At 63.3% G+C, this 18,337-nt stretch carries 17 protein-coding genes; 6 read left to right on the forward strand and 11 right to left on the reverse strand.

All coding sequences use genetic code 11. The features are described from left to right. Positions 1-30: 30 nt before the first annotated feature. The 4 genes from ptsP to BLQ92_RS27650 are packed head-to-tail and all read left to right on the forward strand — an operon-like array spanning position 31 to position 5,740. Positions 31-2,535, forward strand: coding sequence for a phosphoenolpyruvate--protein phosphotransferase (gene ptsP, locus BLQ92_RS27635; RefSeq protein WP_090689153.1), 2,505 nt, complete (start codon positions 31-33; stop codon positions 2,533-2,535). Then, a complete protein-coding gene (locus BLQ92_RS27640; RefSeq protein WP_090689155.1) occupies positions 2,532-3,587 on the forward strand; it encodes a 1-phosphofructokinase family hexose kinase in 1,056 nt (351 codons plus the stop codon). The genes ptsP and BLQ92_RS27640 overlap by 4 nt, the downstream gene beginning before the upstream one ends. 7 nt (positions 3,588-3,594) lie before the next feature. Then, entirely contained in the window at positions 3,595-5,430 is a 1,836-nt protein-coding gene (locus BLQ92_RS27645) for a PTS fructose-like transporter subunit IIB (protein ID WP_090689158.1), read from the forward strand. 55 nt (positions 5,431-5,485) lie between these two features. Next, entirely contained in the window at positions 5,486-5,740 is a 255-nt protein-coding gene (locus BLQ92_RS27650; protein ID WP_143016676.1) for a DNA-binding protein, read from the forward strand. 122 nt (positions 5,741-5,862) lie between these two features. Here the strand turns inward: BLQ92_RS27650 and BLQ92_RS27655 are convergent, their stop codons facing one another. From BLQ92_RS27655 to BLQ92_RS27670, 5 genes are all read right to left on the reverse strand, one after another. After that, a complete protein-coding gene (locus tag BLQ92_RS27655) occupies positions 5,863-6,453 on the reverse strand; it encodes a BPSL1445 family SYLF domain-containing lipoprotein (protein ID WP_090689163.1) in 591 nt (196 codons plus the stop codon). Between the two features lie 120 nt (positions 6,454-6,573). Beyond that, positions 6,574-6,753: a CsbD family protein gene (locus tag BLQ92_RS27660; protein ID WP_090689166.1), complete on the reverse strand. Its 180-nt coding sequence runs from the start codon at positions 6,751-6,753 to the stop codon at positions 6,574-6,576. 351 nt (positions 6,754-7,104) lie between these two features. Then, positions 7,105-7,281, reverse strand: a complete 177-nt coding sequence (locus BLQ92_RS40190; RefSeq protein ID WP_175773065.1) for a hypothetical protein — start codon at positions 7,279-7,281, stop codon at positions 7,105-7,107. 296 nt (positions 7,282-7,577) lie between these two features. Continuing rightward, the gene (locus BLQ92_RS27665; protein ID WP_090689167.1) at positions 7,578-7,937 is read right to left on the reverse strand and encodes a DUF4148 domain-containing protein; all 360 of its coding nucleotides are present in this window, start codon (positions 7,935-7,937) and stop codon (positions 7,578-7,580) included. A 114-nt stretch (positions 7,938-8,051) separates the two neighbouring features. After that, positions 8,052-8,321 carry a DUF4148 domain-containing protein gene (locus BLQ92_RS27670; protein ID WP_090689170.1) on the reverse strand — a complete coding sequence of 90 codons (270 nt, stop codon included), beginning with the start codon at positions 8,319-8,321 and terminating at the stop codon, positions 8,052-8,054. 466 nt (positions 8,322-8,787) lie between these two features. Between BLQ92_RS27670 and BLQ92_RS27675 the strand changes: the two genes are divergently transcribed. Beyond that, positions 8,788-10,380 carry an MFS transporter gene (locus BLQ92_RS27675; RefSeq protein ID WP_090689173.1) on the forward strand — a complete coding sequence of 531 codons (1,593 nt, stop codon included), beginning with the start codon at positions 8,788-8,790 and terminating at the stop codon, positions 10,378-10,380. Between the two features lie 70 nt (positions 10,381-10,450). Here the strand turns inward: BLQ92_RS27675 and BLQ92_RS27680 are convergent, their stop codons facing one another. Then, complete coding sequence (locus BLQ92_RS27680; RefSeq protein WP_090689175.1) at positions 10,451-11,368, reverse strand: DUF4148 domain-containing protein; 918 nt, start codon at positions 11,366-11,368, stop codon at positions 10,451-10,453. Positions 11,369-11,562: 194 nt separating this feature from the next. After that, entirely contained in the window at positions 11,563-12,849 is a 1,287-nt protein-coding gene (locus BLQ92_RS27685) for an MFS transporter (protein WP_090689178.1), read from the reverse strand. Positions 12,850-13,262: 413 nt separating this feature from the next. Between BLQ92_RS27685 and BLQ92_RS27690 the strand changes: the two genes are divergently transcribed. Next, positions 13,263-14,357 (forward strand): porin, encoded by a 1,095-nt coding sequence (locus BLQ92_RS27690; protein ID WP_090689180.1) that lies wholly within the window; start codon positions 13,263-13,265, stop codon positions 14,355-14,357. Positions 14,358-14,493: 136 nt separating this feature from the next. Here the strand turns inward: BLQ92_RS27690 and BLQ92_RS27695 are convergent, their stop codons facing one another. Genes BLQ92_RS27695 through BLQ92_RS27710 form a run of 4 tightly spaced genes read right to left on the reverse strand, consistent with a single transcriptional unit; the run spans position 14,494 to position 18,330 of the window. Then, positions 14,494-15,210, reverse strand: coding sequence for a substrate-binding domain-containing protein (locus BLQ92_RS27695; protein WP_244896674.1), 717 nt, complete (start codon positions 15,208-15,210; stop codon positions 14,494-14,496). Between the two features lie 2 nt (positions 15,211-15,212). After that, positions 15,213-15,896: a 4-carboxy-4-hydroxy-2-oxoadipate aldolase/oxaloacetate decarboxylase gene (ligK, locus tag BLQ92_RS27700; protein ID WP_090689601.1), complete on the reverse strand. Its 684-nt coding sequence runs from the start codon at positions 15,894-15,896 to the stop codon at positions 15,213-15,215. A gap of 2 nt (positions 15,897-15,898) precedes the next feature. Further along, on the reverse strand, positions 15,899-16,924 hold the full coding sequence (locus tag BLQ92_RS27705) for an amidohydrolase family protein (protein WP_090689184.1): 1,026 nt from the start codon (positions 16,922-16,924) through the stop codon (positions 15,899-15,901). Between the two features lie 56 nt (positions 16,925-16,980). Beyond that, complete coding sequence (locus tag BLQ92_RS27710) at positions 16,981-18,330, reverse strand: MFS transporter (protein WP_090689188.1); 1,350 nt, start codon at positions 18,328-18,330, stop codon at positions 16,981-16,983. Between the last annotated feature and the right edge of the window lie 7 nt (positions 18,331-18,337).

The raw sequence follows: 18,337 nt of genomic DNA on the forward strand, positions 1-18,337 counted from the left end.
ACACTTTAACGATTCGATCCAGGAGACGCGATGCCGTCGCTGCTTACCGCAGAGTTGGTCCGACTCAACGCCCGCGCCAGCTCGAAACACGACGCGATCGAAGCGGCTGGCGAGTTGCTGGCCGCTGCGGGTTTTATCGAGCCCAGTTATCTCGAGAGCCTGCACGGCCGCGAGAAAGTCTCGAACACCTATCTCGGCAACGGCGTCGCGATTCCGCATGGCATGCAGGAAGACCGTCACCTGATCCGTCGCACGGGCGTGGCGGTGCTGCAATTGCCCGAGGGCGTCGAATGGCACGAGGGCGAGCGCGCCAACCTGGTGGTTGCGATTGCGGCGCAGTCCGATGAGCACATCGCGCTGCTGCAACGTCTGACGCGTCTGATCGGCGATCCGCAGCAACTGCGCACGCTGGTCGAAGCACGCGATCCGCAGATTCTGGTCAACGCATTGAATGGCGCGGCCGAGCCGCATATCAGCGTCGTCAACACCACGCCGGCCGACTTCGAACAGCGCGTCGAACTCGTGCTCGACTACCCGCATGGTTTGCACGCTCGCCCCGCGAGCGCCTGGGTCGCCACCTCGAAGCGCTATCAGGCTGCCTTGCGGGTGCGCAATGGCGATGTCGCCGCCGATCCGAAGAACCTCGTCAGCCTGCTGCAACTCGGCGCCACCGTGAATGCGAAGCTCGTGCTATCCGCGCAGGGCGTCGACGCAGCGGATGCGCTCGCGGCCCTGAAGCGGACCATCGAAGCGCTCTCGGCCGAGGAACACGAGCGTGCTGCGGCAGCCCGCGCCCGCCGCCAGAAGGCCCAGCCGGTGCTGTGGACGCCGCTGGACCCGGCCGATGTATTCGAAGGCGTCAGTGCAGGTCCCGGTTTCTCGATCGGCCCGGTGCGCGTGCTGCGGGCCACCCAACTGGAGATTCAGGACCGGCCCGGCAATACCGTCGAGGCCAGCCACCAGCTCGATGACGCGCTGCGCCAAACCGCGAGCGAACTCGACGCCCTCACCCGTGAGACCTCGGCACGCCTAGGCACCGCCGAGGGAGAAATCTTCGCCGCGCATCGTGAACTGCTGAACGACTCCGAGTTTCTGGGCCACGTGGCGCGCCTGCTGCTCGACGGCCACGGCGTGGCCTGGTCGTGGCATCAGGCGGCCGAACAGCAGGCCGCACGCCTTGCCGCCTTGCCCGATCCGCTGCTGGCCGCGCGCGCCACTGACCTGCGCGACGTCGCGCGGCGCGTCCTCAAACATCTCGGTGAAAACGTCGCCGCAGAAACGCGCCTCGACACGCCCGCCATCCTGATCGCAGAAGACCTCACGCCGTCCGACACCGCGATGCTCGACCCCGCCGTGACGCTCGGCTTTTGCACGGTGTCCGGCGGACCGACCTCGCATACCGCGATCCTCGCCCGCACGCTCGGCGTGCCCGCCGCCGTCGCCTGCGGCGCTGGGTTGATGCAGATTGTCGACGGCAGTGAAGCGGTGCTCGACGGCACGTCGGGGCGTCTGTATGTCGGCGTCTCGGCGCAGGATCGCGAGCGGGCCCGGCAAACGCAACTGCAACTCGCCGAACAGGCAGAGCGTGCCGCGGCCAATCGCGCGCTGCCCGCCGCGACGCTCGACGGCCACGTCCTTGAGATCGGCGCCAACATCACGCGTCCCGAGCAAGTGCGCGACGCGATTGCCAACGGCGCGGACGGCGTCGGCCTGATGCGCACCGAGTTCCTGTTCCTCGAACGCCACGACGCCCCGAGCGAAGACGAGCAATACGACACCTACCGCCGCATGGTTGAAGCGAGCGGTGGGCGCCAGTTGATCATCCGTACGCTCGATATCGGCGGCGACAAGCAGGTGCCTTATCTGAACCTGCCGCACGAATCGAATCCGTTTCTCGGCGTGCGCGGCGTACGTTTGTGCCTGCGCCGCCCCGACCTGTTCGTGCCGCAGTTGCGTGCGCTCTATCGCGCCGCAAAGGAAGGCCCGCTGTGGATCATGTTCCCGATGGTCTCGACGCTCGACGAAGCCCGCCAGGCAATCGCGCTCGCGGAAACCGTGCGCGCGGAACTCGATGCGCCCAAGGTGCCCCTCGGCATCATGGTCGAAACGCCGTCGGCCGCCGCGTTCGCGGATCACTTCGCGGCGCTGGTCGACTTCTTCTCGATAGGCACCAACGACCTGACGCAATACGTGCTCGCCGTGGACCGTGAGCATCCGGAACTCGCGCGCATGGCTGAAAGCCTGCACCCGGCCGTGCTGCGCATGATCAAGCAGACCGTCGACGGCGCGCGGCGTCATCGCAAGTGGGTTGGCGTGTGCGGGGGGCTCGCAGGAGATCCGCTCGGTGCGTCGATTCTCGCGGGTCTGGGCGTAGACGAACTGTCGATGAGCGCTCGCGACATCCCCGCCGTGAAAACGCGGCTGCGCGGCGCGCGTCTCGATGCGCTGCAGGCGCTGGCCCGGCGCGCGCTCGATTGCGAAGACGTCGAGGCCGTGCGTGCGCTCGACAACGCTGAGATCAAGGCTGCCGCATGAACACCGTTGTGACTGTCACGCCGAATCCGGCGCTCGATCAAACCGTGTGCGTCGAGAATCTCGCCCTCGGGGAAGTCAACCTCGCCGCCTCGCTCGAATTCAATGCCGGTGGCAAAGGCGTCAACGTAGCCGGGTGCCTGGCCGACTATGGCATCGAGACCATCGCCACGGGCCTGCTCGGCTCAGAGGATGCCTCTGCGTTCGACGCGATGTTTGCCGAGAAAAAGATCGTGGATCGCTTCGTGCGCATCGCCGGCCGTCCCCGCATCAATGTGAAGCTAGTGGATACCGCCCGCCACCAAACCACCGACCTCAATCTGGCCACCTCGCTGCCTGGCGCGGCCGATGTCGAAGCGCTGCAGGCACGGATTGTCGAGCTGGCCGCGCCGGGCCGCTGGTTTGTGCTAGCCGGCAGCCTGCCGCCGGGCGTCGAGGTTTCCTTTTACCGCCGCGTCACGCGGGCCTTGCATGCCGCCGGTGCGCGTGTTGCGCTCGATACGAGCGGCGCGCCGCTCGCCGATGCGCTCGCCGCCAGCGACGCCGACGATTTGCCGGACCTGATCAAACCGAACCGCGCTGAACTGGAAGCGGCACTCGGTCGTGCCTTCGTAGATGAAGACGCGCTGGTTCAGGCGGCCTGCGAGCTGGTGGAGCGCGGGATTGGATACGTTGTGGTGTCGCTGGGAGAACGCGGCGCACTGGGCATCACGCGCGCCTCAAATGCCTCGCATGCTTCAAACGCATCGCCCACCCCCAACACCGCCAAATACGCAGGCTGGCATGCCGCGCCGCTGCGCGTGCCAGTCGCGAGCACGGTCGGCGCGGGCGACGCGCTCGTCGCCGGACTGATCGCAAGCCTCGTCGAAGCGCGCCCATGGCAGGAACTCGGCCAGCGCGCGACCGCCTTTGCCGCCGGCAAGCTCGCGCGCGTCGGCCCGCATCTGCCGGATCGCCCGACTCTCGACGCGCTCGCCGCGCAGGTCCAGGTGGTCACCTTCAGCGTCGCCGCGGATGCGCGGCACGTCACTCCACATCAAGCCGTAGCAACCTGAGAGCGCCATGGACAAGCTGATTGGACTGGTATCGTCCCCACAACAAAGCGCAACGCCGGCCGTCGCGGCACAAGCGCTGAACCGCGCCGCGCAGAAACGCGGCACCACTCTCGCCGTCGAAACACGTAGCGCGCTCGGCGTGCAGGATCCGCTCAGCCTCGCGCAAATCTCCGCGGCGCACAGCGTGCTGATCGCCGCCGAAGTAGGTGCCGAGGTCGACGAAACACCCTTTGCGGGCAAGACGATTCATCGCGTGTCGCTCGACGATGCGATCCGCGAAGCCGATGCGGTGCTGGCACGTGTGGCAAGCAGCAGCACAGCCAACGCCAGCGCATCGACGCAAGCGGCATCGGCTGCAGCATCCTCCGCGGCAGGCGCCGCGCCGCGCACGCTGAAGATCGTGGCGATCACCTCGTGTCCGACCGGCATCGCTCACACCTTCATGGCCGCCGAAGGCCTCGCGCAAGGCGCAAAGTCGCTCGGCCATGAGATTCACGTGGAAACCCAAGGCTCGGTTGGCGCGCAAAACCGCTTGAGCGACGAACAGATCGCCGCCGCCGACCTCGTGGTGATCGCGGCCGATACCCAGGTCGACAAGAGCCGCTTTCGTGGCAAGCGTCTCTATGAAACCGGCACCAAGGGCGCGATCGGCAAAGGCGCAGCGCTGATCGAACGTGCCATCGCCGAAGCGCTAATCGAAGGAGGCGTCAGCAGCGGCACGCAGGCCGCCGCGCAGCAATCCGGCATGGCCGGCGCCGCGCTGGCCGACCAGGTCGCGGCGGCCAAGAAGCAGCGCTCCGCGAAGTCGTCCGGCCCGTACCGGCATCTGATGACGGGCGTATCTTTCATGCTGCCCTTCGTCGTGGCGGGCGGCCTGCTGATCGCCATTTCGTTTGCGCTTGGCGGCATCTATGCCTTCGATGACGCACACAAAGGCACGCTGGCATGGGCGCTGTTCCAGATCGGCGCGAAGTCGGCCTTTGCGCTGATGGTCCCGGTGCTGTCCGGCTATATCGCGTATTCGATCGCCGACCGGCCCGGCATCACGCCTGGCATGGTGGGCGGCATGCTCGCCGCGAGCCTCGGCGCCGGTTTTCTCGGCGGCATCATCTCCGGCTTTCTCGCCGGTTACACCGCACTCCTGATCAGCCGCAAGCTGAAGCTGCACCGCAATCTCGAAGGCCTCAAGCCAGTTCTGATCATTCCGCTGGTGTCGACCCTGGTAGTCGGCCTGTTGATGATCTATGTGGTCGGCACGCCGGTGGCCAGCGCACTGCATGGCCTGGAGAACTGGCTGCGTTCGATGCAGACCGGCAGCGCCGTGACGCTCGGCCTGCTGCTCGGCGCGATGATGGCCTTCGACATGGGCGGTCCGGTCAACAAGGCGGCGTATGCCTTCAGCACGGGATTGATCGCAAGCCAGGTGTACACGCCGATGGCTGCCGCGATGGCGGCGGGCATGACGCCGCCTCTCGGCATTGCGCTGGCCACGTGGATCTTCCGCAACCGCTTCGTGCTGGACGAACGCGAAGCCGGCAATGCGGCCGCGGTGCTCGGCATGGCGTTCATTACCGAAGGCGCGATTCCGTTTGCAGCCCGCGACCCGATGCGGATCATTCCGGCGTGCGTAGTGGGCTCTGCGATTACAGGGGCGATCTCGATGGCCGCAGGCGTCGAACTGAAGGTGCCTCACGGTGGCGTTTTCGTGCTGCCGATTCCGAATGCCGTCACGCATCTGGGCATGTACGTCGTGGCGATTGCGGCCGGCACGCTCGTCACCGCTGTGGCCGTCGGCTTACTGAAGCGCCCGCTCAGCGCGAGCGCCGCTGCAGCCTCGGCCTAAGCGTATGTTGGTCCTCGCCCCGGAACGTTCAACCCCGCGCAGCGAAAGGATCGTCATGGCGCACGAGCATAGCGAGACGTATAGAGGGTTTCGGATACGGGTGGAAGGCATCTCGGAAGATGACCACAGCGTGCAGATTCGCCGCACGCTCGCACGGCAATTGGGCGAGCGCTATGCCGCCCGTTATGAGCACGAAGCGCGAGGCGTCCACCCTGCGAATGCGGTCGAAAGCGCCTTCGCTGACGCGATCCGTGACGCTCGTGAAACGGTGGATCGCCTGCTCGGCGGCTGGCATCCCGCGTACGCTTAGGCACAGACGCACGCAAAACCCGAAAGCGGCGGGACGGTCATGCGTTGACCGTCCCGCCGCTTTTTCCTTTGCCGGCTTGCTGCTAACCGCGGTTAGTGTCCAGGCGGCGTCCAAGGTCCCGCTTAAATCACCAATCGCGAGATCTTCGAGCCTTCGAGCGAGACACCCGCCATCAGCCCCTCGTTTGTCAGCACAAAGGCCTGCACCGGGCTCGTCGCGGTCGAGGTATCGACATCGCCGTTCGCGCCCACCTTCAGGACCGCCACGGTCGCATCGGCACCCGCAGCCCAACCTTGGCTTTCGCGGAATTTATTGAGCGCATCCTGCGTCATGAAGAGGAACACAATCGCCTTGGATTGTGCGCCGATCTGCAGACCGAACGATCCCGCAGCAATGCTGTAATAGCCGGCGGTCCGCCCTGCCACACGCAGCGCGCCTTGTCCATACTGGCCGCCCACCCAGAAGCCGGCCGCGATGACCGAGGGGAACACCAGCACGCCCTGCGCCTTGGAGACGAGCTCGTGCGAGCCGTGCACGGTGTCATAGAGACGGGACAGCGTCGAGTCGACCCCGGCGTTAATGGTCTGACGCTTGCCCGCATCGGCAGACGACCCGGTGTCGGAGGACGGCGGGGTCGTCGTACAGCCAGCCAGCGCGAGACCTGTAGAGGCGAGCGCTGCGCTGGTCGATAGGATGAATTGTCGGCGACGCATGGTTGATTCCTTCTCTTAGGTGAATGGGATAGCTAAGGTACGGTGAGTCGGCTCGCGGTCGGCGTGGACCACGATTGCCGGCAGCGGCATCGAGCCTCGAACAGCGAATCGGTAGCCCGATCAGTAGCCCGACTTCCTGATCCGCGCCTTCGCGTTACCGAAGGTTTGACGGATCCCGCCTGCGACCTGCTGCAAATCGCCTTTGAGTTCCTGCGATTTATTGCCGGTCGCTTTTCCGACTGCTTCGTTCAGTTTGCCCTTGACCTGTTGGGCCACGCCTTTGACCTGGTCTTTGTTCATGCCCCCTCCTTGAATGATCAGCCAACCATTCGTGGCTACACCTACCCCGGTAGTCGCAAAATACGGGCCACGTCGCACGACCGGTATTGGCGCAGGCGCTGCAAAGCAATCAGCCCCGTCGAAGCAGGGCTGAAATCAAGGAGATGGACGAAGGGGAAAGGGGTGTAGCGAAGTGCCCGTCAGACACGCAGGCAGGAAAAAACGACATCCGCCCGGTACGGCTTACCCGTGTGCCTGCGGATGATAGCCATGAGGCGGACCGCGACCCGGCGCCGGGATACGCCTGGGCAAGGCCAAGAAGCTCGTAACGTGCGGCGGGCTACCCGGTCCCGCTCGCCACCTGTGATGACGTTAGCGCCGCGGCCGGCGGTTCTTCCAGCTTTGCACCAGTAACGCCGCCATCCCGCCCAGGGCCAGCGTCGCCACATAACCGGCCATACGCACCACCCCCTCGCCATACGGACCGGCGAACACCGCGGCGAGCATCGCCACGACAAAGACCGCGAGCAATCCGAGCAATGGTTTCATCTAAGAGCGCCTCCGCAGTTGGCTCAAGAACGGGCGTCACAACTAAATAAGAAACGCAATGGATAAAACACGCAAGTGCGGCAAACCCGAGACAATCCGGTCGCAGTCCCGCGGCAGTCTGGATCGACACCCACGGCATCCATCAAGCGTTTGAATTCGGTGCGTTGCAGAACAGTTCAGCTGTGGAAATTCAAGCAACCTGGCTGCGATGAAGCGATAACAAAGGGTTGGTTGCTAGCGAACGGTCGGCGATAGCTTAATCAATCATCGCGTGGTTCGCTGCAACCAACGTGAGCTTAGCTGCCAGCATACAGATTGCAAAAGCTGACCGGACCGACACACTCCGCGCCCTTGAGCGGCGTATGGATGCCGCTAGCGCTGGAACCCGACATGCGGCCGCCCACGCCTGTCGCTTCGACAGCCCCACTGTTCGCCGTACGCTCGCCATCCTGTGCGGAAATCTTCGCTTCGGCTGCCTGAATGTCGGCAGGATAGGTCGTATCGCTCGATACCGCTGGGTTGTAACCGGCTTGCTCGACACGCACGAGGTCTGCATAAACCTCGGCACGGGTCACTCCCTGTGCAAAGGCATTCGAGAACACGCTCGTCGAAGCAAGGACGACAGCCGAAATGGCAATCTTGGAAAATGTTTTCATTTCAAACTCCTAACTGATTGTGATTGGTTGACGCATTCATCAAGGTGAACATCAGGACTGCGCCAGGCATTCCAGACTTGCGAACAAAAAAGCTATCCAAACAGGTTATTCTATTTACTGATTCGCACTACTATTCGATGCAGATACGCCGACGGTCTGTCTGGTGTTTGCCGACGAAGCCAGCGCCTGTTGTTGCAGACGCGCCACCTGCTGCGCGAAGATCGGGTTGACGTCCGGGTACGAAGTGTCGGTCACATAGTCGAGACCGTGTTGTTGCGCTTCGATCAACTCCTGATACACCTGGGCCCGTGTTTTGCCTTCGGCGAAAGCGCTCGATGATGCCAGTACGGCAACAGACAACACAGCAAATGCGATCTTCTTCATGATGAACTCCAGTGAATTTGGGTTGGCCTACGTGATGGAGAACCCGACTTGCCCGAGGTTTATTCCCGGCAGGGCAGAAAAATCGTGTAACGGAGCGCCGCGATGCGGCTGGAGTACGCTTTAAGCGCGAATCGCAAGGACCAGGGGAATAAAGCCGTTCGCCACCGTGTTAGCCCGATCTGGACCGCATAGCTGCGGTCACACCCACGCGTGGAATCGGTATGGAAATCGCGGTGCAGATGATGACGCCGGGCAGCGCATCCAAGGGCTGCCTACCAGCGTAAATAACTTATCTCTGCATGCCACTTTCATCTGAGGAATACTGTCAAACCATCCGAGGCTGGGAATACCTGCCCGGATAAAAGCTTTTGTGCCGCCGTGCCTGGCGTCGCATACCATTCATCATGCGCCGCACGCACGGCCACTTCTGGCCGCCACCAGCGCTTAACCGTCCATCGAGCCCGCCATGACGCCCAGCATCGCTGCGCATGACCCCAGCCGGCAACTACTGCCGTTTCGCGAGTCGCTGCTGGCGATGGTCGGCGTCGCGTTCGTTGCGATGCTGGTCGCCCTCGACCAGACCATCGTCGGCACGGCCCTGCCGCGCATTGTCGCGGAGCTGAAAGGCTTCGATCTGTACGCGTGGGTCGCGACCTCATACATGCTGGCATCGGTCGTCACGATTCCGATTTTCGGCCGTCTGGGCGATCTGTTCGGCCGCAAGCCATTTCTGCTCGCCGCCATCATGGTGTTCACCGTCGCCTCCGTGTTGTGCGGCTTCGCCGCCAACATGTTGTTCCTCGTCATTGCGCGCGGTCTGCAAGGGATTGGCGGCGGCATCCTGATCGGCACAATGTTCGCGACGGTCGCCGATCTGTTCCCCGATCCCAAACTCCGTTTGCGCTGGCTGGTGTTCGTCACCTCAGCGTTCGGCCTGGCCAACATCGTGGGCCCGACCCTCGGCGGCGTGCTGACTCAATATGGCGGCTGGCGGCTGGTGTTCTTCGTCAACGTGCCGATCGGACTGATTTCGTTGCTGTTCGTGTACCGGTTCCTGCCCCATCTGCGGCACGCCCGGACCTCCGCACCGGTGCGTCTCGACTGGCTCGGCGCCTTGGTGCTCGCCGTGACATTCGGCGCACTGCAACTGCTGATCGAATTGCTACCCAAGGAAGGGCTGAGCACGGCGACCGTGGTGCTCGGTTCCGTCACGGCCCTGTGCGCAGCAACGCTGGCGTTCTGGGAAAAGCGCATGGACTATCCCATCGTGCCGGTGGACATGCTGCTCGATCGCAAACTGGCCGCGCTGTTTGCGATGTCGGTGCTTGGCGGCTTCGCGCTGTTTTCACTGGTGTTCTATGTGCCGCTGCTGTTCCAAGGCGGCTATGCGATGTCGCCGCACGACTCCGGCATGCTGATCACCCCGCTTCTGCTCGGCACCACAATTGGCAGCGTGGTGAACAACCGGATCGTCACGCGCATCCGCCGCGCCAACGGCATCATGTACATCGGCTTCGCGCTCTCCGCGCTAGCCTCGTTGAGCGTCGTCGCGCTCCGCGGCAACGAACCGCATCTCGTGTGGATGGCATGCATGGGGATCAGCGGGCTAGGGCTCGGGCTGGTGGGAACCAGCCTCACCATCTGTTCGCAGCAGATCGTCTCGCGCGATCACCTCGGCGCGGCGACTGCGTTACTGCAGTCGCTGCGCACCTTCGGCGGCATGCTCGGCACGGTAATGACCGGCGCCTTGCTCGGACACCTCTACACGCGCGGTGTGCATCGGTCACTGGACTCCTACCAGGCAACGCAATGGTTCAAGTCGTTTGCAAGTCCGGAATTGCTGGTTGACCGCCAGGAGCAGGCGGCATTGATCAACCGCCTCGTCAGCGCGGGGCATGCGGGCGATGCCATGATGAGTTCGGCGCGCGATGCGCTGGTGGTGTCGATTCACGTGGGTCTCGCGGTGGCGGCCACGGCTGCGCTGATCGGGCTCGGCCTCGCATGGTTTGTGCCGCCGGTGCGTGTGGGTTATGGCGAGGCCGAGACAATCCAGCCGTGATGACACGGTTAGCCGCTATGAACGGTCGCGCAGCCGAACGCCGAAACCCGACGCTCAGTTCAGCCGGGCGCTACCAGTCAAGCACCACGGGACGGGCCGTTCGGCTCGGTGCACCACCTGGTCCCGCAGGGTCGGGGTTGCCGAAACGCGGCAGGTCGCCATCTGCCCGTGCGCGTTCAACCTCCATGCGTACCTGTTCGCGGGTTTTCGGGGCTTGAGTCGACACCGTCGGTGCTGAGGTCCGCGCTGGATCGGATTGCGTCATCTGCAACGCGTGTATCACCGGCGGCGAGAGTGCAGCGGGTTGCGCGGGGGACGGCGCCTGGGCCACTGGCTCAGCCGGCACGGGAGAAGCAACGGCTAGCTCGGGATTTGCCTGAACAGGATTCGATCGTTCGGGTTTCACACTCGTCCTGGCAGCCATTTCGACTTCCGGAGCACGTCTCGTCTGTGCGGATTGCGAGGCACGGCCCACGCGCTCATGGATCGACGCCAAGGTGCTTCGCCCATGTTCGGTTCGCGACGAGGCTCGCCATGCAAACCGGCTCGAACGCGCGGTTGCCGACGGCTCGAGCGCATGCTCGACGGGCCGCGCACCGCTTACGGCCACTTCGCGCGCCTGCAATTCACTCTGCAGCTCGATGACCCGAGGATCGTCTCTATAAAGCGTCTGCTCTGCGCCCAGCAACACCTTTGCGGAAGCAAGATCGTTGCGTTGCAAGCTCGCGCGAACCGCATCGAGAACGGCCACATGACTGGCGTCCGAACGATTGCCGGCCGCGACCGAAACCTTGCCGGTTACCAGCGATGCAGCGCGAGGGCTGTCCGGGGCATCGGCAGACAACGCATCCCGGTGTTCAAGGCCGGTTGGATCCGCAGGCAACCCGACCTTGCCCGGACGCAGCATTAAAGCCGTTATCGCGAGCGCGCCCATCAGAAGGCTAGCCAGAATCGCTGCCTTTGGGTTGCCGATCGGGTTGGTGATCATGACGTCTTCCGTAAAGCCCTGGACAGGGCATGCGCACTGCCGCGTCGCGCTATGCCCACGGTATGCCTCTACGTAGGTCACGTACGGTTTCAGACATCGATCGGATGCGCCAAGCTTTAGTGGTTATCCGCCAAAATTAAGGTTGCGTGCACATCTGTTAGTTTTACGTTGGCGTTGCAGAAGCCGCCACCCGCTCAGGAGCGCACCTCGCCCGGCCGGGACACATGCGTCGCGCGATCAGCGGGTTCGGCCACCTCAGCGAGATCTCGCCCGCGCGTCTCCGGCAGCATCCATGCCGCTGCGACCACCAGGAAGTACGACAGTGCCGCACACAATCCCATCGCTGCCCCCAGCGGCATGGTTGCGCTCAGCACGCCGACCAGCGTCGGCATTACGGCACCCAGTGCGCGGCCCGCGTTGCCGCATAGGCCTTGTGCGGAACCACGAATGCTGGTTGGAAACAGCTCTGCGATATACGCGCCCGTTCCGGCCGCCGTCCCCGATTGCAAGGTGCCGAGTACGAAGCCGAACAACATCGTGACGGTCAGACTGATCGGCGCAAAGGTATAGATCGCCACGGCGACGGCCTGGCAGCAAGCGATGGTGATAAACGTCAGACGGCGTCCAAAGCGGTCGGCCATCCAGCCGTTCAGGAACGCACCCGCGAACGAACCGAGGATGTTCAAGGCAAGATAGCCGCCGACATTGTTGATCGACAGGTGCAAGCCGAGTTTCAGATAGGCCGGCAGCCACGTGATCATCACGTAGTTGCCGCCGTAAATGCCGAAGGTGAGCAGGATGGCTTTGAGGGTGGTCCCGCGCAGCGGCGCCGCAAACACGTCCCACATGCGCGCACCGCCGCCTTTCTGCTGCGCGCGCGTCCTGGCATAGACGGGGGCTTCCTGAATATTGCGCCGGATCCACAGCACCAGCACCGCGGGCAGGATCCCTAAACCAAACAGGACGCGCCATGCGATGGCCGCAGGCAAATAGTCGAACATTAGCGTAGACAGCAGCACAGCGATGCCGTAGCCAACCGCCCAGCCCGCCTGCAACGCCCCCACCACCCGCCCGCGCACTTCACGGTTGATGGTTTCGCTGATCAGGACCGCGCCCACTGCCCATTCGCCGCCAAAGCCGATACCTTGCAGACTGCGCGTCAGCATGAGCTGCCAGAACGAATCGGTGAAGGCCGACAGCAGCGTGAATGCGGAAAACCACATGATCGTCCACTGCAGGACACGCACGCGGCCAAAACGGTCGGCAAGCATACCCGCGCCCCAGCCGCCCAGCGCCGCCATGATCAGCACCGTCGTGCCCAGCAGTCCCGCCTGCCCGCGCGTCATGCCCCAGAGCGCAATCAAGGTCGGAATGGCCAGGGCATACATCTGGGTGTCCATGGCATCGAGCCCCCAGCCGCTGAAACAGGCCCAGAAGGTACGCTTCTCGGGCGCCGATAATTGTGTGAACCACTTCAGCATTTCGTGTCTCCTACGATGTCTGGAATAGTGGCACGTAGACAGCCATACGCGCTACCCAGCAAGCTTGCGATCTCTTTTGTTTGTCATCTGTTTTTCTTATCGCTCCCCTGCCATCCGTCGCCAGCATTCCTGTTCGACCGCGCTGTCCGGGATCACCGAGAACCCTTATTGAAGGGGCGCATCAGGGCGCTTCCGTCGTGCCCGCCCGTAGGGCGACGGTCAAATCGCGCCCGCTTTCGTATGTCGAATCTGGTTAACCCGCACTTTCGGCTCGTAGTGGGTTTTCTATATCTTCGCGTCTCAACGCACCGTGGTTTGTGTCTGGCCGAATCCGATCCGGAACGGGACCTCGCCAACCATCAAACTGATTCAGTCGATCTGCAGTACTAAAACAAGCAAGGAGATCTTTAAGCATGAACAATAAACAGCGTACGTTGGCAGTCCTCGTCGGCGCGTGCGTGACAACAGCGGCACACGCACAGAGCAGCGTCACCCTGTTCGGCATGGTGGATACTGGCATTACCTACGTCAGCAACCAGTCCGGCCAACATAACGTCAAGATGGACGATGGAGTCAACGGACCGAATCTTTGGGGGTTCCGCGGCGTTGAGGATCTCGGCGGCGGCACCAAGGCCATCTTCGAACTGGTCGACCAGTTCCAGGTCGACAACGGCGAGTTCATGCCGAATTCAAGCCTGTTTAGCCGGCTTTCGTTTGTCGGACTGACGAACGACAAGTTCGGCAAGGTCACCCTGGGTAACCAGTACGACTTCATGACCGACTCGCTCTACTTCGCCGGTGACGATCCGGCGGAACTCTCGGGGCACTTTTACGACTTCCGCGCCGGTCCGTTTACGAAGCTCGATCTGCCCAGCAATCCAACGGGGGCTTTCGACTGGGACCGCATGGCCGGCGAGCGCATAGCGAGTTCGCTCAAGTACGTCTCGCCGGTGTTCGCAGGTTTCAGTGGCGGAGCGATGTATGGCTTTGGCGGTGTGGCCGGATCGATTGGCGCGGGCAACTCCGCCAGCTTCGCGCTTAACTATGCCGCTGCGTCGTTCGGCGCCAACGCGGCCTATACCAACATCAAGTACTACACGGCCGGTTCGCCCCAGGTGAGCGTGCGTAACTGGGGGGTGGGCACCCACTACCACTTCGGAGGCTGGGTCGCGAACGCGCTATTCACCACGGTCCACAATTCTGCCAACGGTGCTTTGGTGTATGAAGGCTCGGTCGGCGCGCACTACAACTTCACGCCGGCTCTGAGCGCAGGCGCGTCGTATATGTACATGAAAGGCAACGACGCCGTGGACAATAACCACGCTCACCAGATCGCCGGCATCCTCGACTATGCGCTTTCCAAGCGCACCGACGTGTACCTGCTTGGCGTCTATCAACGGGCCAATTCCGGGGCGGACGCGCAGATCAACGGCATGAACGATTCGGGCGACGCATCCGACAGTCCGTCTCAAGCGGTTGTCCGGATCGGGTTGCATACGCGCTTCTAAGCGTATGGCGTCCCGGTGACTCGGGACCGACGGCCGCGATCACGCTTGTGCGATCGCGGCCGTTTTCATTGGAGCTTTTCTTGTTCTCGTGATGGGCGCCACGAGCATGCAAACGACCGGTTTGGGTGTAATGCCGTTACGCCAGCGCCATGCCATGACGAAGCTTGGCAGCGCCTGCCTCAGGTGAGGCCAGAAAAGAGAGCAGTGCCATCGCGGCTGCATGTTGCTTAGAGGCCGTGCAGATCGCCGCCGAAAAGACGGTAATAGCCTCGATCTCAGGCGGCAGAGAGCCGATGACATCGATGCCCGGCACGTGCATCAACTCGCTCAATTGCTGGAAACCCAGCTCGACATCCCCGCGCGCGATAAGCGCACCCACCGGCACACCGGGCTCTGCCTGCACGATGCGCGACGCGATCGTCTCAGCGATGCCCCACCGCTCGAACAGGCGGACCAGGTGCGAGCCGCTGGGACCCGTCGAATAGCCGATGCTGCGCGCGGCCAGAATGGCGTCGCGCAGCGCCGCTTCAGTGCGGATATCGGGGCGCGGCGCCCCGGCTGCCACCGCAATCGCCACACCCGAACGGGCGAGGTCGACCCGGCTGCCCGGATCGATCCGGCCGGCTTCGGCCAGCCGGTCGAGCGCATCGGCCGCCAGCACGATGAAGTCGAACGGTTCCCCGTCCTGAACGCGCCGGGCCGCCGCGACGCCTCCAACCGACTCGACGACGAGCCGCTGCCCGGACAGCCGCTCATATTCTTCAGCGAGTTCGGCCAGCAGGTTGCGCGTGGCCATCGAAGAGATGCCGGTGAGCGGCTGCGAGGTTTGGTCCATGACCGTGTTTGCCGCCATGTTCAGTCGATATAGCGCAACCCGGCTTGTCGCAACGGTTCGCGCATGTTGTACATATCCAGGCCGAGCACGCCACTGGCCAGCTTCGCGCGCTTCTCGATTTCGAGGGCTTCGCGCGCGGCCGCCTTCTCGAGCACCTTCTGTGCGGATGCCACAGGCACCACGGCCACCCCATCGTCGTCTGCGACCACCACATCGCCCGGATTTACCAGCGCCCCGGCGCAAACCACGGGTATGTTCACGGAACCGAGCGTCGCCTTGATCGTTCCCTTGGACGAGATTGCCTTGCTCCATACCGGGAAGCTCATCTCCTCAAGCACACGCACATCGCGCACACCGCCGTCGATAATAAGCCCTCGTGCGCCGCGCGCCTTGAAGCTCGTCGCCAGCAGATCGCCAAAAAAACCGTCGGTGGAATCGGCCGTGCACGCAGCTACAACGACGTCGCCCGGCTGGATCTGCTCCGCTGCGACGTGCAGCATCCAGTTGTCGCCCGGCTGGAGCAGGACCGTCACAACCGTGCCGCCCACCTGGGCGCCATGATAGATCGGACGCATATAGGGCTTCATCAGGCCCACGCGCCCCATCGCCTCGTGGACGGTGGCCGACCCGAGCACGCCGAGTTTAGCGGCCGTATCGCCGTCTGCGCGCTGAATGTTTCGATATACGACTCCCAGTTCATACATGATCATTTCCCTTTCGTTTTGAGCGCTGCATCGAGGCGCGGGTAGACACGTCGCGCGTTACCCTCGTAGATCTTGTAGCGCTCGTCGGCATCGATATGCGCGGCTTCGATGTAGCGCTTCGTGTCGTCGAAATAGTTGCCCGTCTCCGGATCGATTCCGCGCACGGCGCCGATCATCTCGCTCGCGAACAGGATGTTGTCCACTGGAATGACGCGCGTGAGCAGATCGATGCCTGGCTGGTGATAGACGCAGGTATCGAAGAAGACGTTGTTGAGCAGGTGATCCTTCAGCAACGGCTTTTTCAGCTCCTGCGCAAGCCCGCGAAAGCGCCCCCAGTGATACGGCACAGCGCCGCCGCCATGCGGGATCACGAAGCGCAGGGTCGGAAAATCGCGGAACAGGTCCGACGTGAGGCACTGCATGAAGGCGGTCGTGTCCGCATTCAGGTAGTGCGCGCCGGTGGTATGGAAGCACGCGTTGCAACTCGTACTCACGTGGATCATTGCGGGGATGTCGTACTCGACCATCTTCTCGTAGATCGGGTACCAGTAGCGGTCCGAGAGCGGCGGGCTGGTCCAGTGACCGCCCGACGGATCCGGGTTGAGGTTGATCGCGACGTTGCCGTACTGTTCCACGCACTTGACGAGTTCGGGGACGCAGGTGGCGGCATCCACGCCAGGGCTTTGCGGCAACATCGCGGCCGGAATGAAATGATCGGGAAAAAGCTCGCTCACGCGGTAGCACAGCTCGTTGCAGATCGCCGCCCAAGTGCTGGAAACTTCGAAGTCCCCAATGTGATGCGCCATGAAGCTCGCGCGCGGGCTGAAAATCGTCAGATCGAGACCGCGCTCGCGCATCAGCCGCAACTGGTTGCTCTCAATCGATTCTCGCAACTCATCGTCGCTGATGTGCAATTCGGACGCCAGCGGCATCGCGGACGGGTTGCCGATGGCCGCAATCTGGCGGTTGCGCCACGCTTCCAGCGCTTTCGGCGCGGTGGTGTAGTGGCCGTGGATGTCGATGATCATCGTCGCTCCCAAAAACTGATTTCATGGCCGGCGCGGTATTACGCGCGCCGGCTTCCTTAATGTGCCGCGTTGGCCTGCACAGTTGCCTCGCCGCTTTTCGTGCGTTGGGAGAGCAAGATGGCGATCGCAGCCAACGTAGCGGGGATTGCCAGCATCGCCAGAATGCCGCCGAACTGCCAGCCGAGCCCTAGCAGCGCGCCGCCGATGGCAGAGCCAAAGATACTGCCGAAGCGGCCCATGCCGAGCATCCAGCTCACTCCGGTTGCACGCGCCGCGGTCGGATACCGGCCCGGTGCGAAGGCATTCAATCCCGTCTGCGCGCCGCTCATGCAAAAGCCGGCGAGGAACACGAGCAAGGTAAGCGACGAGGACAAGGCGCCAATCCATCCCAAGCCGAGCACGCACAGCGCACCGCCGACATAGGCAGCACTGATCACGGGGGCCGGGCGGACCTTGTCCATCATCCAGCCCACGAGGATCGCTCCGATGGTTCCGCCGATCTGGAACATGGCCGTGGTGTTGGCGGCGGTGGTCACGCTCAGGCCGGCGTCCTTCATCAACGTGGGCAGCCACCCGGTCAGCAGATAGATCACGAGGAGGCCCATGAAATAGGTGGCCCAAAGCGCCGCCGTCATCAAGCCATAGCCATGCGAGAACAACACGCCGATCGGCTTGCGCGTAGGTAGCCGCGGTTCGCTGGAGACGAACACGTCGTCACCGGAAAACCGCACGCCGCAGACCCGGCCCAGCACGGCGCCGATATGTGCGGACGTTGCTCCGCGCACCGCCAGCAGACGGGCCGACTCGGGCAGCAGCCACAATTGCAGCGGGATCAACGCCAACGGCAGCGCACCGCCGAAAATCAACACCGAGCGCCAGCCATGTTCTGGAATCAGCCAGCCGGCCGCGAAACCGATGAGGGCCGAGCCCAGATTGAAGCCGGTGAACATGATCGTGATCAACAGCGAGCGCTTGCGCTGGGGTGCGTATTCCGACAGCAGCGTTGTGGTGTTGGGCATGGCGGCGCCCAGGCCAATGCCGGTCAGCAGTCGCAATGCGGCCATCGCCATCGGTGTCTGGGTAAATGCCGTCGCAATCGTAAATACGCCAAAGAGGAAAACCGAAGCGATCAATACGCCTTTGCGCCCGACGCGATCGGAAGCGGGTCCTGCGGCCAGGGCGCCAATCACCAGACCAATCGGCGCTGCGCTCATCACCAGACCGAACGCAGGGCGCGAGATCCCCCAGTCGTGGATGATCGATGGCGCCACAAAACCCATGATGGCCACGTCCATCCCATCGGCAATCACCACGAGAAAACACAGCGCCACCAGTAGCCACTGGTAAGGCGCGATGGGCCGCTCGTCAATAAAGGCCTTGATATCAATCGTTTTTCCATTTGCCATCAACTGT

Source organism: Paraburkholderia phenazinium, from assembly GCF_900100735.1.
Classification (GTDB): Bacteria; Pseudomonadota; Gammaproteobacteria; order Burkholderiales; family Burkholderiaceae; genus Paraburkholderia; species Paraburkholderia phenazinia.